Genomic DNA, 14391 nt, shown 5'->3' with positions numbered 1-14391 from the left:
TGTATGTGCCTGTCCCCGGGATTGCCACGGGGCGGTCTCCCTTCACCTTAGCCAATTGTTAACAATTTTCCATGCAGCAGTATCAGCGCGATTTTATCCAACTGGCCCTGGATCACCGAGTGTTGCGTTTCGGTGACTTCACCCTGAAATCAGGCCGCCAGAGTCCCTATTTCTTCAATGCCGGGCACTTCCATACCGGTGCAGCGCTGGCAGCACTCGGACACGCCTACGCCGAAGCGGTTATCGCTTCAGAGGTGGATTTTGATGTCATTTTCGGGCCGGCTTACAAGGGTATCCCGCTGGGTGCGGTGACCGCCGTGGCACTGGCGCAGAAGGGCATCAACAAGCCTTTCTGCTTCAACCGCAAGGAAGCCAAGGATCACGGCGAGGGTGGAACCATAGTGGGTGCGCCGCTGGTTGGCAAGGTTTTGATTGTCGATGATGTGATTACCGCGGGTACTGCGGTGCGAGAAGTAGTACAAATTATCGCAGCCCACGGAGCCAGCGCCGCCGGTGTGGTGATCGGATTGAACCGCCAGGAAAGAGCGAGCGAGGAATGTGAATTCTCCGCTATTCAGCAGATAGAGAGACAGTACAATATCCCGGTGATCAGCATCGTGCAGCTAGACAATGTGATCAGTTATCTCGAGCAGGAATCGCACGACAGCGAGACCCTGCAAAAAATTGTGGACTATCGGCAGCGTTACGGCGTTTCGGATCAATAGAGCGGGACCTTTGTGGCGGGCCGGAGGACTATTCAGTGAGAAGTGCGATGCGAGCCGCTCCTGTGGTACGTTTACTGGTCGCCGCTCTGTTGTCGCTGTCCGCCTTGGCAAATGCCGCGGGCGGTGCCGGGGACAGGGTGCTCTATCGCTATACCGATGAGCGGGGCATAGTGGTGCTCAATGAGGTGGTCCCACCCGAGTATGTTGCCAAGGGGTATGAGATCCTCACCCCCACCGGCCGTGTGCTTGAGGTGGTGCCCCCGCAGCCGAGCCCCGAGGAATACGCGGCGAAGCGCCGGCAGGAGGTCCAGAAGGAGGCGGACCGCAGGTTGCTAAAACGGTACAACAGCATTGCCGATATTGAGAGTGCGCGGACGCGCAAGCTGGCTATTGTGGAGCAGGATATGGCAATTATGCGCTCGAATATCGCCAGCCTCGTTCGCCAGATCGCTGAGGAGGAAGCAGCTGCGGCGCGTACCCAGCGCAGCGGTCGTGAGGTGGCACCCGAACTCCTGCGGCGTATCGCCGATTTACAAAAGGAGGTATCGGTCTTGCGCGAGCGCCTCAGTCAGCGTGCGGGGGAGGCCCGCTCTATCGGTGCGGAGTTCGATAAAGCCGTTGCCCGTTACACCGAGCTCACAGCCCGATCCTAGCCGGGCAGTCCTTCCGTTGCGCATTCCCCGGTTTTGCCCGCGGCCCATTTGGTTGCGGGGTGAATCATGGCGGAATTACCTGCGGCCCGCTACCTGACCGGGACCAAGGTTTCGCGAAAGAACCCCGAAGTCAGAACCGGCCACTGCTCCTCCCAATACTCGGTGGGTTTACGTTTAAAGCCGCTGCGCACATACTGCACAATCCGTCCTTCGGCACTGGCCAGCAGCAGGTTGGCCGCGCCGCCTAGAGGCAGCACTGGGCGCAGGTCCTCGCGCAGTTCCGCCTCTCGCAGGATTTGTCGCATCTGAGTTTCCAGGCGGTCGAACAACTGTAGAATACGCCCGTGTAGTCGCTCGGTTTCGCCCGTCAGGGCATCGCCCGTGAGCAGCCGGGTAATACCCGGATTGCGTTCACAGAAGGCCAGAAGGAGGTGCAGAATTTTCTGGCAGCGGCTCAGGGCCGAGGGCTCATCCCGCAGAATCAGTGCGACGCGACTAAAAATGGCCTCTTCAATGAATTCAATCAGGCCCTCAAACATTTTCGATTTGCTGGGGAAGTGGCGATAGAGTGCCGCTTCGGAGAAACCGACCTCCCTGGCCAGGGCTGCAGTTGTGATACGTGCGCCGGGACTGGCTTCCAGCATATGAGCCAGGGCTTCCAGAATTTGTTGCCGCCGAGTAATTTTTTCACTGCTCATTGATTGCCTTTTGTCCACTTGAGGGTGGGCGGTGATTTTGTTTTTATCGCTGTAGTGTTGCGGTGGCGGAATCCTACCGATTCGCCGGGCTGTGTTCAATTGCCAAGACGTTATCTGCTTTCAGTTTGCGCGCGGCTATTGGTGATCAATGTGCCTACGCCACTATCTGTGAAAATTTCCAGCAGTACCGCATTTGGGATGCGCCCGTCGATAATGTGGGCTGCGTTAACCCCGGCTTTGATGGCATCCAGTGCGCAGGTAATCTTGGGAAGCATACCGCCGTAAATAGTGCCATCGTCAATCAGGCTCTGCACCTGTGGGCTGGCCAGGCCGGTGAGTACTTCTCCCTGCTTGTTTTTCAGGCCCGCTACATTGGTGAGCAGCATCAGTTTCTCGGCTTTTAAGCACTCGGCGATTTTACCGGCCACCAGATCCGCATTTATGTTATAAGAGATGCCATTTCTGTCCACACCAATCGGGGCAATGACCGGAATGAAATCACCATTGATAAGCATGTTGATGACTTCGATATTGACTTTTTCCACCTCTCCGACCTGACCGATATCGATAATCTCAGAGGCGTGCAGGCCGGCGTTTTCATTTTTCCTGGTCAGTTTGCGGGCCTCTAACAGCAGGCCGTCTTTACCGGTCACGCCCACGGCGCGGCCGCCATTGTGGTTAATCAGGTTGACAATTTGCTTGTTGACGGTACCGCCCAACACCATTTCCACCACATTCATGGTCTCACTGTCGGTGACTCGCATTCCATCCACAAAGCGGGATTCAATATTCAGTTTATGCAGCAGTTGGCCAATTTGCGGACCGCCACCATGCACCACCACCGGGTTCATACCCACCAACTTCATTAAGATAATGTCGCGCGCGAAACTATTTTGCAGTTCCCAGTCCACCATGGCGTTACCGCCGAATTTCACCACGATGGTTTTGCCGGTAAATCGCTGGATATAGGGTAGTGCTTCATTTAAAACCTGGGCGACACGCAGAGCAGACTTCTTATTGAGGGACATGACCATTCCTTTCTGATCAAGCAGGATCGTACGGATATCGCCACCCGCCTTTACCGGGGATACTGGGCAAATAACCGGGGTTTGTATTGGAAAAACTCGCTGGCCAAGAGCTAACAGCGGCAGCAGCACCTGCCATATATATTACCGGGTCGGAAGGAAAGAATACCCTTCCCCCAGAACGCGCTGTGAATACATCCCTGTACGCCCTTAATCGGCCTCCATGCCTCATACGGTTCTGAGAGAGGGGGTATTTTCCCCTCCTGCTTTACTAGTCATTCGGAATCAAGCCGAACGCACTAGTCGAGAAGCTGCCAATTGGGCACTGTGATCGCGGGCGCAATTCTCCTGAGCTGGTCCATCACTTGGGTGCGGATACGTTCCAGGGCTTCGGCATTTTCCGCTTCAAAACGCAGCGTCAGCGCACTGGTGGTGTTGGAGGCGCGCACCAGCCCCCAGCCATCGGAAAACTCGATGCGCAGGCCGTCGATGGTGTTGATGTCCGCATTGGCAAAGTCCCCCTGCTCGCGCAGTTGATCGACCAGGGAAAACTTCTCCTGCTCCTCTACCGGCAACAAAATTTCCGGGGTGCTTTCCATTCTTGGCAGCGAATCCAAAAGCTCATCCAATGTCTGTTCGCGCAGAGCCATAATTTCCAGTATGCGCGCGGCCGCATAGATACCGTCGTCAAATCCAAACCAGCGGTCTCTGATAAAAATATGTCCCGACAGCTCGCCGCCCAGAATGGCCTTGGTTTCCAGCATTTTGGTTTTCATCGGCGCGTGGCCGGTTTTCCACATCACCGGGCGGCCGCCGTACTGGCTGATCAGTTGCGCCAGGCTGCGACTGCTTTTTACATCAAAGACAATATGCTCCCCAGGGTGACGTCCGAGAATATCCCGCGCCAACAGCATCACCAACTGGTCCGCCCAGGCGATGCGCCCGCTGCGAGAGATCAAGGTAACCCTATCGCCATCACCATCGAGCGCCACACCGAGATCTGCACCGCATTCAGTCACCTTGTCAATCAGGGCCTGCAGATTTTCGGGTCTGGAAGGGTCTGGCGGATGATTGGGGAAATTTCCATCCACTTCGCAGAAAATAGGGGTCACGGCACAGCCCAGTTGCTCAAACAGGCGTGGCGCCAAAACGGAGGCAGCGCCGTTGCCGGTATCCACAACCAAGTGTGGCTGCCCGGCAAGGGCGACGTTATTCAAGACCTCGTCAATGTACTTGTCTATGATTTCCTGTTCACGATTGCTGCCCTCACCCTGCTTGAAAGGACCTTTCTGCATCAGTTGATACAGTCCCTGCAGTTTTTCCTCGGCCAGCGGGCGCCCTTTCAGAACAATTTTAAATCCATTGTCCTCGGCGGGATTGTGGCTCGCAGTAACTATAACGCCACTGCTGGTATTTTTCCCTTTTACGCAGGCGTAATAGAGTAGGGGTGAGGGTATCAGCCCCAGATTGATACTGTTGCAGCCGCTGTCGAGAATACCTTCCACCAGGCAGTTGCCCAGCAGTTCACTGCTATTGCGGCCGTCGCGTCCCACCAGCAGAATAGATTCGCCAGCGTGTTGTGCCAGGGTTCCCAGGGCGCGCCCCAGTTGGTAGGCGAAAGGCTCGTTGATTTCCTCACCGGCAATACCGCGAATATCGTAGGCGCGAAATACGTGTTGTGGACAGTTGATTACCGGGTTCAGCCCGGACTGGCGCACAGCCATAGGGGGTTGTTTGCCGGTGGTGTTGTTTTCCCCGTTTTGCCGAGGGGTATCTGCAGTAACACTCGGTGGTGAAGCGAGACTCTGGGGTATAGGGTTTTCTCCCTGTATGACATTCCCGCTCGGCGCGGATTTTCCCGTTCCACCTTTTGCGCCATTGCCCCTGCGCTCCCAGGGCGCTTTGGTACCCCTGGGGAGGAAAGCTGCCAGTAATACCAGAGAAATCAGCAGGCCTGCGCCAGCACCGAGATAAATCCAGAGTTCCGGCAGGCTGTGCCGATTTGTGAAGCTGTCCGAGGGACTAAATTGAATACGCAGATAACTGTTTTGGAGATTTATCCCAGTGGCGTGTCCGACCCCCTGGCCGCCGCGCCACAGCGTCTGTGCCGGCGCATCGGGAAATTTCTGAATCAGTTGGATTTGTCCCCGGCTCTTGTCGAGTCCGTTCAGGGTATTTTCCAGAATGGCAAACGGCTGGGAGATCAGTAGCTGCTCTCCGTGCAGATTCAGTGCACTGTGCAGCTGCAAGCTGTTGTCTTTGCCGGTCCGCAGTATTTCCAAAGGTAGTCGCGAATCCGTCCGCCCGCGTTTGAGCAGGTCCACCAGGGCGAAATTGAGGGTCGGATTTGCACCTGCGCCCACTTGAATCTGCTGTTCAGTAAACACCTGTACTGAAGACCCCTCGGGCAGTTGCGCGGTTTTCAGCAGTGTGAGAGCCGGTATTTCTGTGGCATGAACTTTTTGCAGGCGCCGGGAGCGTTCGCTCAGTTGTTGCTGCACGATCTGGGCAAACGCCTCTCCCTGTTGCTGGGCTACCTGCCTTACCTGGGCCTGGTTGTAGGGATCTACAACGTATTCTATCAGTAAATAGGCACCGCCTAGCCAGGCGACAGCGGCCAGTAGGGATGGCAAAAACAGTCCCTTGTGCAGGTGCACACGGCGATGGTCATTCTTGTTGGAAACCACGGATTTTCCTGTTTGTAGCGTTTACTGTTGTTGTGCTTTTGTGGCGATTATTTCTATTAATTGTTTGGCAAGGTTGGTCTTTAAAGCCGGCGGCAAACTGTTACAGCCATCGCGGTCTATGACCGTGACCGCATTTTGATCGCTATTAAAGCCGCTATCTGCGCGGCTGACATCATTGGCGATAATCATATCGAGGTTTTTGTGCTGCAGCTTGCCCTGCGCATACTGCACTACCCGCTGGGTTTCCGCAGCGAAACCCACGGTGAATGGGCGTAGTTTGGTGCGCGCTGCAATGCCGGCGATGATATCGGGGTTTTTTACCAGGGTTATCGAAGTCTCGTCGCGACCTTCCTGCTTTTTAAGCTTTTGCCCGGCCACGGTTGCCGGGCGAAAATCCGCTACTGCGGCAGCGCCGATAAAAATATCGCAGAGATCCGCGGCGCGTTCGGCGGCATCGCGCATTTCCCGGGCATTGACAACATCGACGCGTTTTACCTGTGCCGGGGTACTGAGACTCACAGGTCCCGAGATCAGCGTCACCTGAGCGCCGGCCCGCCGGGCCGCTGCGGCGAGGGCAAAGCCCATTTTGCCGGAGCTGTGATTGCTGAGGTAGCGGACCGGGTCCAGAGCTTCACGGGTGGGGCCCGATGTGATCACCACTTTTTTTCCGTGCAGGCAGTCGCTTTTGGCGTACAGATGCTCTGCCTGTTGTGCCAGGTCCTCCGGTTCCAGCATACGTCCGGGTCCCACATCGCCGCAGGCCTGGCTGCCGCCCGCAGGGCCCCAGAACAGCACGCCACGTTTGCGCAGGGTTTGTGTATTGGTGGCAGTGGCAGGGTGGCGCCACATGGCTTGATTCATGGCGGGCGCCAGCGCCAGTGGTGCCTCGCTGGCAAGGCACAGGGTGGTTAGCAAGTCGTCCGCCATGCCACAGGCAAGCTTGGCCATGATCTGGGCGCTGGCGGGAGCGATGAGGATCAGTTCGGCCCATCTGGCCAATTCTATATGCCCCATGGCCGCCTCCGCTGCCGGGTCCAGCAGGTCGGTGTGCACCGGGTTGCCGGACAGGGCCTGATAGGTCAGCGGCTGTACAAATTCACGCGCGCCGGCACTCATGACCACTCTCACCGCGGCACCGCGCTCCTTGAGGCGGCGCACCAGGTCGGCACTCTTGTAGGCGGCAATACCGCCACTGATACCCAGAATGATGTGTTTGTCGGCCAGGGAGGACATAGGTGCAGTTCCCGAATTGCTACAAGGGGGTAGATTAGCATTGATGCCTCTGTTCATATAAGACGGGGATCGGGCATTCACTGAAATGCGGGTAGAGGCGGGGAATAAGGCGCTGTGGCGGAAAAGTCGGGGGGCAAAGGTGAAAATCAAGGATTGGCCCGAGGCTGAGAGGCCGAGGGAGAAGCTGTTGGCACAAGGTGCCGGGGCACTATCGGATGCGGAGCTACTGGCCATTTTTCTGCGCGTGGGCTTGCCGGGGGTCTCTGCGGTGGATATGGCGCGCAGTCTGCTGAGGGAATTCGGCGGTTTGCGTGCGCTGCTGGAGGTGGACCGGGACCGGTTCTGCCGCGCACCGGGACTGGGCAATGCCAAGTTCGCCCAGTTGCAGGCGGCGCTGGAAATGGCGCGGCGGCACCTGGCAGAGACCATCCGGCTGGGCAGTGCCCTGGGCAGCCCTGCGGCGTTACGGGATTACCTGGCAATGCAGCTGCGCCACCGTCGCCGCGAGGTTTTCTGCTGCCTCTATCTGAATAACCAGCGCTGTGTGATCGCCTTTGAAGAGCTGTTTGAAGGGACGCTCAACGCCGCCAATGTGTATCCCCGTGAGGTGGTGCAGGCTGCACTCTACCGGGGTGCTGCAGCGGTAATTTTGGCGCACAATCACCCGTCCGGTTCCTGTGAGCCCAGCCAGGCGGATATCTGGATTACCGAGCGCCTGGTTCAGGCACTGCAACTGTTCGATATCCCGGTGCTCGACCATATGATTATCGGTGAAGGCGAAACGCTGTCCTTTGTTGAACACGGGCTGCTGTAAAGCGAAAGCGCGGCTGCCGGTGACATGGACGGGTTGTACAAAACTTGCCCCCTGCGAGCTCTTTTGGTATAAAACGCCGCTCTTTGCGGCCGGGCCGGATTCTGAACAGGTTCCGCCGCCATCCAGGAACCGGACTAGAATCCCGATTTGTATGTTCCCGCAGCACCTTCCTCGCCAGGAGGGGCTGTGGGCACAAGCGTTTTCAAGAGGCCAACAGATGTCTAAGGTATGTCAGGTAACCGGTAAACGGCCAGTTACCGGAAACAATGTATCCCACGCCAAGAATCGCACCAAGCGCCGCTTTGTGCCGAACCTGCACAGCCATCGTTTCTGGGTTGAATCCGAGAAGCGTTTCGTGAAGCTGCGTGTTTCCGCGAAGGGCATGCGCGTGATCGACAAGAAAGGGATCGACGCTGTTCTGACGGAGCTGCGTACCCGTGGCGAAAAAGTATAACGGCTGTAGCCCAGCAAACCGATTGGAGAGAGAGCAATGCGCGAGAAGATCCGCCTGAATTCCAGTGCCGGTACCGGCCACTTTTACACGACCACCAAGAACAAGCGCAACATGCCCGAGAAAATGGAGATCAAAAAGTACGATCCCGTTGTACGCAAGCATGTTATGTACAAGGAAGGCAAAATCAAGTGACTGTCGCTTGCGTAGCCTGTAAAAAGCCCGGCCAGTCACCGGGCTTTTTTGTCTCTGTGGATTCGGTACGCCGGTCCTGAGGGTCCGCGAAAGCAGATAATGCCAGAACTACCGGAAGTAGAGACCACACGTCTGGGGCTGCAGTCCCACCTGAAGGGGCGCCGGGTATGCTCTGCCGAGGTGCGCCAACCCCGCCTGCGCTGGCCGGTGGAGCCGGACTTTGCTCGCCGTATCCGCGGTGCCCGGATACTCCGCCTGGCCCGCCGCGCCAAGTACCTGCTGGTGTACACGGATACGGGCTGCGCCATCTGGCACCTGGGGATGTCCGGCAGCCTGCGTATGGTGGAGGCCGGCACTGAGCCCGAGAAACACGACCATATCGACTGGCGGCTCGACAGCGGCTGGATACTGCGCTACCGGGACCCGCGCCGCTTTGGTGCGCTGCTGTGGGCTTCCGGCAACCCCCTGACCCACAAACTGCTCAGCCACCTGGGTCCGGAGCCGCTCTCTGCCAAATTTAACGGGGACTATCTGTTCTCGGTCTCCCGCAAGCGCCGGCAGTCGGTGAAAACACTCATTATGGATGGGCATATTGTGGTGGGCGTCGGCAATATCTACGCCAGTGAGTCATTGTTTCTCGCCGGTATCCGCCCGGACCGGGAGGCGGGTTCTATCTCCAGGGCCCGCTATGGACGCCTCGCGGAGGCCATCAAGCAGGTGTTGCAGCGGGCCATCACCCAGGGAGGGACGACCCTGCGGGACTTCACCGGGGGGGATGGCAAACCGGGTTACTTCGCCCAGGAGCTCAATGTCTATGGCCGTGCGGGGACGCCCTGCCCAACCTGTGGGCGCCCGCTGCGCGATAGGATTCTGGGGCAGCGCAACACCTTCTTCTGTACCCGTTGCCAGCGTTGAGGGGCTGGGTTGTGTGTGAGCAGCAGGGATCGGCAATACTCATATCAGCACGAATGCTGGCTGCGGAGATAGGTCGTGGTAATGATGTTGCCTTTCCTCACGGTCCTGATAGCCATCTGGTCTCTATGGAAGGGCCGCCGGCGTGCGGTGATCGGTTGGTGGCTGGCGACTTTGCTGATTTATATCGCCTGGTGTGCTTATCACATGACCGAGGTGTTGGGCCTCTCCTTCTAGGCGTGGTGATGGCATGGCGTATACAGTGCGAAGACTCGATACCCTGATCCTATTGGCCGTGACGGTCGCGTTGTGGTTTGCCTTTGCCGTGGAGATATTCCTGCAGCAATTTCCCTGCCCTCTGTGCCTGCTGCAGCGTGTCGCTTTTACCATGGTGGGCATTGGCCTGTTACTGAATTTGCGCTTCGGTGTGCGCCCCATGCACTACGGGGTAGTTATATTGTCGAGCCTCGCCGGACTGGCTGTGGCTGGGCGACAAGTGCTGCTGCATATCCTGCCGGGCAACCCTGGCTTTGGCAGTCCTGTTCTTGGCCTGCACCTGTATACCTGGGCTGCCATTGCTTTCTTTGCCCTGTTGGCCTACAGCGGGATCATCCTGATGTTGGCCTTTGCCCGACAAAACGGTGTTCCGTGTCGATTTGGTTTCGCCGAGAAATTTGTCGCAGCGGCATTTTTCACCATTGCCCTGGCCAACCTGATCAGTACTGTTTTTGAGTGTGGTCTGGGTCCCTGCACCAGTCATTCCTTCGGCTATCACTGGTTCCGGCCCTAGCTGTATTTATCAGCGCGGCAATCTCATCGACGGTCGGGTTAATAGCCAGGTGTTTTTCCTTTCCTATAATTTTTCTGTTGATACCTGAAATTTAAGTAGTGGAATAAGTGCTGCTTAAATATAAATACTCGGGTTGGTCCTTTATATCGAAAAAATCTGTACAGGGATTATTGCTGTGCTATCGATGTATAACTCAAGAGCATGCCGGTAATATTTTTCACCTGGGAAAAGGGAGGTAACATGATGCACCTGACCTGGTTTTTAGCGGGTTTCCTTTTGCTGTCTTGTGGGCGGGCTGACCCCAGCGGAGTCTCAGTAGTTACTCCAGTCGATCTGGTGATCAAAAATGCCCATATCTACACTGTGAACAGGGATAAATCTGTCGCTTCGGTGATGGCAGTCAAGGGTGGACGCATTGTCTACGTTGGCAGTGGCCGGGAAATAGAAAACCATATCGGACCACAAACAACAATTGAAGACCTTCATGGGCACTTTATTTTACCGGGGTTTATACAGGGAATAAAAATTCGGGGAGCGGTCTCTGGTATCAATCTTTTCTCTGGAAACTCTATAGAGGATTATCGTCACTCTGTAGAAAAATTCATAGTGGAAAATCCGAATCAACAGGTTATTGTTGGAATGGGCTGGCGTGCGCGGGTTTTTTCCCCCCGCAGGCCCCACAAAGAGATTCTGGACCAGGTCAATGACTTAATCCCGATCATCCTGTTTTCCGCCGATAGTGCCAGTATTTGGACAAATTCTGAGGGGCTGGCGGCTGCAGGTATCGATAACGATACAGAAAACCCCCAAGATGGGTTGATCGTGAGGGATGAAGATGGCATGGCTGTCGGCTTATTGCGCGGGCGCGGCGCAACTGCACTTTTGCAGAAATTGATACCGGAAGGCCGCTCCACAGACTATCGGGAAGCTATTTTGCGCGTACATAAACTGGCGCCAAGCCGGGGGGTGACAACCGCGTATGAAGTCGGGATACCCCCAAAGAGCGATAGGGAGCAAATAGCGGATATGGAGACCTTATCTGGGCTCAGCCCTTTGGATCTGCGTGTGAGGACTGCTTTTACCGTTTCGCCGGGAATTACCGAGGCACAGCTAAGGGTATTGCAAGGTCTTGCAAAACACTATACCAGTGAGGATTTCCAGATAGGCTCCGTGAGTGTTTCAGCACTGGATCATCAAACGTCCACCGACATGCACGTTAATATGGAACCGGTAGAAATTGACAGAATGGCCCGGTTGATTCAGCGCGCAAACAGGCAAAATTTTTCGGTACAACTGTACGCGGGAAATCGGGTCGGCACTGAGCGGGCCCTGGCGGCCCTGCTGCAATTGGAGGCGGTCGCAAAGCGCCAGCGCAACAGCATCCTGGGCGCCTCAATTGCCAGCGCCGGGGAATTACAGCGGTTTGCACAGGGCAACATTGTGGCGGTATTGCATCCCGGGCAGATTCCGTCAAAGCGTGTTCACCCCGACAGGTCCGGGGCCGGGCGCTTTTTCCCCGTGGGGGTGACCCTGGTATCCGGCTATGCCTGGTTACCGGGCGGGTCGGACACGCCACTGGCCGATATTCAATCCGGAGTCCGGCGCAGGATTCCTCTTGCGGCGATGATAGAGACCGTGACCATTAACGGCGCCTTTGCCAACGGCCTGGAAGCAGAAACCGGCAGTCTGGAAAAGGGCAAATGGGCGGATTTTATTGTGTTGGACCGCAACCTCTTCCAGATTCCGGTCGAGGAAATCCATAGGGCCCGTGTGCTGCGCACCTATTACAAGGGAAGACTGGTCCACGACAGTGACAACCCCCGCACATCCGGCTTGCCCGCCAGATAAAAAGCCTGAAAAATGGCCAGGGGTTCTTCCAAGGGGCAGCCAAAGGGAGGTTAGTGCCCGCGGGCGCTGCCCTCCCGGCGGGGATCAGCGCCGCCGTAGAGTTTGTTGCCTTTTAGCGCGATCGCGTGAAGGCCGCTGTTGAGGTTGCGCTCCACCACCTGATGCCCGCGCGCCTCCAGTTTCTCAACGGTATCCTCACTGAAGAAGCCCGGCTCCAGTTCCACACGCCGACCAATCGCCGCGATGTTGCCGGCGGCAATGGCGTCTGCAATGGGCATGTTCAGACCCAGGTGATAGAGGATGGTGCGCGCGGTGTAGTCGATAATACGGGAGCCACCGGGTGAACCCACTAACAGGCGCATGCTGCCGTCGGGGTTGAATACGATCGTGGGGGACATGGAAGAACGCGGCCGCTTGCGCGCCTGGATGCGGTTGGCCACCGGCTGCCCGTCTGCGTTTTTCGGGGTGAAGGAAAAGTCGGTCAGCTGGTTATTCAACAGGAACCCCTTCACAAGCAGGCGCGAGCCAAACCCGGTCTCGATGCTGGTGGTCATACTGACCCCGTTGCCGTAGCGGTCGACAATAACCAGGTGACTGGTATTGGGCATTTCCGGCGATTGCGACATAGCGCGCTTGCGCGCATGGCCGGTGGGGTCGCCAGGCTCGGCCACGGTGGCGCTGTCCGGATCGATCAGCGCTGTGCGCCCTTTCAGATAGTGGGTGGAGACCAACAATTGACTGGGTACACTGACAAAATCGGGATCGGCGGCGTAGGCGTTGCGGTCGGCAAATGCCAGCTCCGATGCCTCGACAAACAGATGGGTGAGCAAGTCGTCACCGGCTTCCAGGTCCTGCAGTGGAAACGCCTGCAGTACACCCAGGATAGCGCCCATGGTGGTGCCGCCCGAGGAGGGCGCATCGGCACTGCAGACGCGGTATTCGAGAAACAAGAAGCACAGGGGTTGTCGCTCTTTTGCGCGATAGTGCGCCATATCCTTCAGGCTGAGCAGGCCGGGATTGATCGGGTCGCCCTGTACCGCCTGTACAACTGCCTCGGCGATCTCCCCCCGGTAAAAGGCATCGGCACCGCCCTTGGCGATGGCCCGCAGGGTTTGCGCATACTCCGGATTCTTCAGCCGATATCCCACCGGTAATGGCTCGCCGTCACCGTTGAAGAAGTAGTTGGTGATAGCGGGCCTGGCGGCCACCCTGGGCAATTTCAGCAACAATTGGTGCAGTCGCGGGGAAATTTCAAACCCGGACTCAGCCAACTGGATCGCCGGCTGGAACAGGGATGCCCAGGGCAGTTTGCCGTCGCGCCGGTGTGCCAGTGCCAGCATGCGGACTACCCCGGGCACACCTACGGAATAACCGCCGATCACCGCCTGCATAAAAGAGCGCGGTCTGCCATCGTGCATGAAATAGTCTTCGTTGACCGCTGCCGGCGCTGTCTCCCGCCCGTCGTAGTAGCGGAGTTTTTTCTGTTCGGCGTTGTAACTGAGCATAAAGGCACCGCCGCCGATGCCCGATGACTGCGGTTCCACCAGTCCCAAGACCATCTGTGCGGCGATGGCTGCATCCACGGCGGTACCGCCGCGCGCAAGGATCTGTTCAGCGGTGCGGCTGGCGTAGGGGTTGGCGGTGACCGCCATATAGGTTCCGGCAGTGGCGGATTTGATGGCGCTACGGCCGGTATCAATTTCCGGCTGTGGCTCGTCGGCAACGGCCTGATTCAGAAAAACGGCGAAGGCGAAGAGAAGGTGGCGCACGAGACACTCCGCGGACTGTGGAAAAACCCGCATGAGTGTATCAGAAATTCCCCTGAATCCGGGTTAGCGGAATTTCTCCTTGAGCGCAGTCTGGACCGTTGGCGGAACAAATTTGGCCACATTCCCACCCAGAGAGGCGATTTCCCGGACCAGGGACGAGGAAATGTAGGATAAATGTTCCGCCGGGGTCAGAAACAGGCTTTCCATATTGGGGGCCAGCTGGCGGTTCATGTTGGCCAACTGGAACTCGTACTCGAAGTCGGAAACGGCGCGCAGGCCGCGCAGTACGCCGTAAGCGTTGACTTGGTGTACCAGATCGGCGAGCAGGATATCGAAACCGATCACTTCCACATTGGGCAGATGACCGAGTACCTGCTGGGAGAGTTCGACCCGTTCGTCCAGGGTAAACAGCGGATTTTTGCGACTGCTGGCGGCCACCGCGACGATGACCTGGTCAAACAGGCGGCAGGCCCGCTCAACGAGGTCCAAATGGCCATTGGTGATGGGATCGAAAGTCCCAGGATAGACGACTTTTTTCATATGCCAAGACTTATTGCGGGCCGGACAGGGTGCGAATGGTAAACAATTTAC

General features: G+C 57.1%; 15 protein-coding genes. 9 read left to right on the top strand and 6 right to left on the bottom strand.

Annotated features, from left to right (window positions below; genetic code table 11):
- Nucleotides 1-71 precede the first annotated feature (71 nt).
- Nucleotides 72-725: an orotate phosphoribosyltransferase gene (pyrE, locus tag Q1A48_RS07975; RefSeq protein WP_299943191.1), complete on the top strand. Its 654-nt coding sequence runs from the start codon at nucleotides 72-74 to the stop codon at nucleotides 723-725.
- 35 nt (nucleotides 726-760) lie between these two features.
- Nucleotides 761-1378 carry a hypothetical protein gene (locus Q1A48_RS07970; protein WP_299943188.1) on the top strand — a complete coding sequence of 206 codons (618 nt, stop codon included), beginning with the start codon at nucleotides 761-763 and terminating at the stop codon, nucleotides 1376-1378.
- 89 nt (nucleotides 1379-1467) lie between these two features.
- On the opposite strand, the gene slmA is transcribed toward Q1A48_RS07970, so the two are convergent.
- The 4 genes from slmA to coaBC all read right to left on the bottom strand — a co-directional run bounded on the left by slmA (nucleotide 1468) and on the right by coaBC (nucleotide 7021).
- The gene (gene slmA / locus Q1A48_RS07965; RefSeq protein WP_299943185.1) at nucleotides 1468-2076 is read right to left on the bottom strand and encodes a nucleoid occlusion factor SlmA; all 609 of its coding nucleotides are present in this window, start codon (nucleotides 2074-2076) and stop codon (nucleotides 1468-1470) included.
- A 110-nt stretch (nucleotides 2077-2186) separates the two neighbouring features.
- The gene (gene argB / locus Q1A48_RS07960) at nucleotides 2187-3104 is read right to left on the bottom strand and encodes an acetylglutamate kinase (protein ID WP_299943182.1); all 918 of its coding nucleotides are present in this window, start codon (nucleotides 3102-3104) and stop codon (nucleotides 2187-2189) included.
- 296 nt (nucleotides 3105-3400) lie between these two features.
- Entirely contained in the window at nucleotides 3401-5788 is a 2388-nt protein-coding gene (locus Q1A48_RS07955) for a phosphomannomutase/phosphoglucomutase (protein WP_299943179.1), read from the bottom strand.
- A gap of 21 nt (nucleotides 5789-5809) precedes the next feature.
- Nucleotides 5810-7021, bottom strand: a complete 1212-nt coding sequence (gene coaBC, locus Q1A48_RS07950; protein WP_299943177.1) for a bifunctional phosphopantothenoylcysteine decarboxylase/phosphopantothenate--cysteine ligase CoaBC — start codon at nucleotides 7019-7021, stop codon at nucleotides 5810-5812.
- A gap of 139 nt (nucleotides 7022-7160) precedes the next feature.
- On the opposite strand from coaBC, the gene radC reads away from it, so the two are divergent.
- The 7 genes from radC to Q1A48_RS07915 all read left to right on the top strand — a co-directional run bounded on the left by radC (nucleotide 7161) and on the right by Q1A48_RS07915 (nucleotide 12031).
- Nucleotides 7161-7835: a DNA repair protein RadC gene (gene radC, locus Q1A48_RS07945; RefSeq protein WP_299943175.1), complete on the top strand. Its 675-nt coding sequence runs from the start codon at nucleotides 7161-7163 to the stop codon at nucleotides 7833-7835.
- A 217-nt stretch (nucleotides 7836-8052) separates the two neighbouring features.
- Entirely contained in the window at nucleotides 8053-8289 is a 237-nt protein-coding gene (gene rpmB, locus Q1A48_RS07940; RefSeq protein ID WP_226644147.1) for a 50S ribosomal protein L28, read from the top strand.
- A 36-nt stretch (nucleotides 8290-8325) separates the two neighbouring features.
- Nucleotides 8326-8481: a 50S ribosomal protein L33 gene (gene rpmG / locus Q1A48_RS07935; RefSeq protein ID WP_020413983.1), complete on the top strand. Its 156-nt coding sequence runs from the start codon at nucleotides 8326-8328 to the stop codon at nucleotides 8479-8481.
- 99 nt (nucleotides 8482-8580) lie between these two features.
- The gene (mutM, locus tag Q1A48_RS07930; RefSeq protein WP_299943160.1) at nucleotides 8581-9396 is read left to right on the top strand and encodes a bifunctional DNA-formamidopyrimidine glycosylase/DNA-(apurinic or apyrimidinic site) lyase; all 816 of its coding nucleotides are present in this window, start codon (nucleotides 8581-8583) and stop codon (nucleotides 9394-9396) included.
- 81 nt (nucleotides 9397-9477) lie between these two features.
- On the top strand, nucleotides 9478-9630 hold the full coding sequence (locus Q1A48_RS07925) for a DUF5993 family protein (protein WP_299943259.1): 153 nt from the start codon (nucleotides 9478-9480) through the stop codon (nucleotides 9628-9630).
- A gap of 25 nt (nucleotides 9631-9655) precedes the next feature.
- Nucleotides 9656-10183, top strand: a complete 528-nt coding sequence (locus tag Q1A48_RS07920) for a disulfide bond formation protein B (protein WP_299943158.1) — start codon at nucleotides 9656-9658, stop codon at nucleotides 10181-10183.
- A 240-nt stretch (nucleotides 10184-10423) separates the two neighbouring features.
- Nucleotides 10424-12031 carry an amidohydrolase family protein gene (locus Q1A48_RS07915; protein WP_299943157.1) on the top strand — a complete coding sequence of 536 codons (1608 nt, stop codon included), beginning with the start codon at nucleotides 10424-10426 and terminating at the stop codon, nucleotides 12029-12031.
- A gap of 50 nt (nucleotides 12032-12081) precedes the next feature.
- Here Q1A48_RS07915 and ggt read toward each other — a convergent pair whose 3' ends face one another.
- Entirely contained in the window at nucleotides 12082-13800 is a 1719-nt protein-coding gene (gene ggt, locus Q1A48_RS07910) for a gamma-glutamyltransferase (RefSeq protein ID WP_299943155.1), read from the bottom strand.
- Between the two features lie 63 nt (nucleotides 13801-13863).
- Nucleotides 13864-14340, bottom strand: coding sequence for a pantetheine-phosphate adenylyltransferase (gene coaD, locus Q1A48_RS07905; protein ID WP_299943153.1), 477 nt, complete (start codon nucleotides 14338-14340; stop codon nucleotides 13864-13866).
- Between the last annotated feature and the right edge of the window lie 51 nt (nucleotides 14341-14391).

The sequence above is a fragment of the uncultured Microbulbifer sp. genome, assembly GCF_947489355.1.
GTDB lineage: Bacteria > Pseudomonadota > Gammaproteobacteria > Pseudomonadales > Cellvibrionaceae > Microbulbifer.
The sequence above is the reverse complement of the archived record's forward strand: the minus strand, read 5'-3'. Positions and strand labels throughout refer to the sequence as shown.

Excerpts from the sequence above, each read along its gene's own strand:
- rpmG (WP_020413983.1), top strand. The coding sequence starts at position 8,326 with ATGCGCGAGAAGATCCGCCTGAATTCCAGTGCCGGTACCGGCCACTTT.
- argB (WP_299943182.1), bottom strand. The coding sequence starts at position 3,104 with ATGTCCCTCAATAAGAAGTCTGCTCTGCGTGTCGCCCAGGTTTTAAAT.
- coaD (WP_299943153.1), bottom strand. The coding sequence starts at position 14,340 with ATGAAAAAAGTCGTCTATCCTGGGACTTTCGATCCCATCACCAATGGC.
- Q1A48_RS07915 (WP_299943157.1), top strand. The coding sequence starts at position 10,424 with ATGATGCACCTGACCTGGTTTTTAGCGGGTTTCCTTTTGCTGTCTTGT.
- Q1A48_RS07925 (WP_299943259.1), top strand. The coding sequence starts at position 9,478 with ATGATGTTGCCTTTCCTCACGGTCCTGATAGCCATCTGGTCTCTATGG.
- mutM (WP_299943160.1), top strand. The coding sequence starts at position 8,581 with ATGCCAGAACTACCGGAAGTAGAGACCACACGTCTGGGGCTGCAGTCC.
- coaBC (WP_299943177.1), bottom strand. The coding sequence starts at position 7,021 with ATGTCCTCCCTGGCCGACAAACACATCATTCTGGGTATCAGTGGCGGT.
- rpmB (WP_226644147.1), top strand. The coding sequence starts at position 8,053 with ATGTCTAAGGTATGTCAGGTAACCGGTAAACGGCCAGTTACCGGAAAC.
- slmA (WP_299943185.1), bottom strand. The coding sequence starts at position 2,076 with ATGAGCAGTGAAAAAATTACTCGGCGGCAACAAATTCTGGAAGCCCTG.
- pyrE (WP_299943191.1), top strand. The coding sequence starts at position 72 with ATGCAGCAGTATCAGCGCGATTTTATCCAACTGGCCCTGGATCACCGA.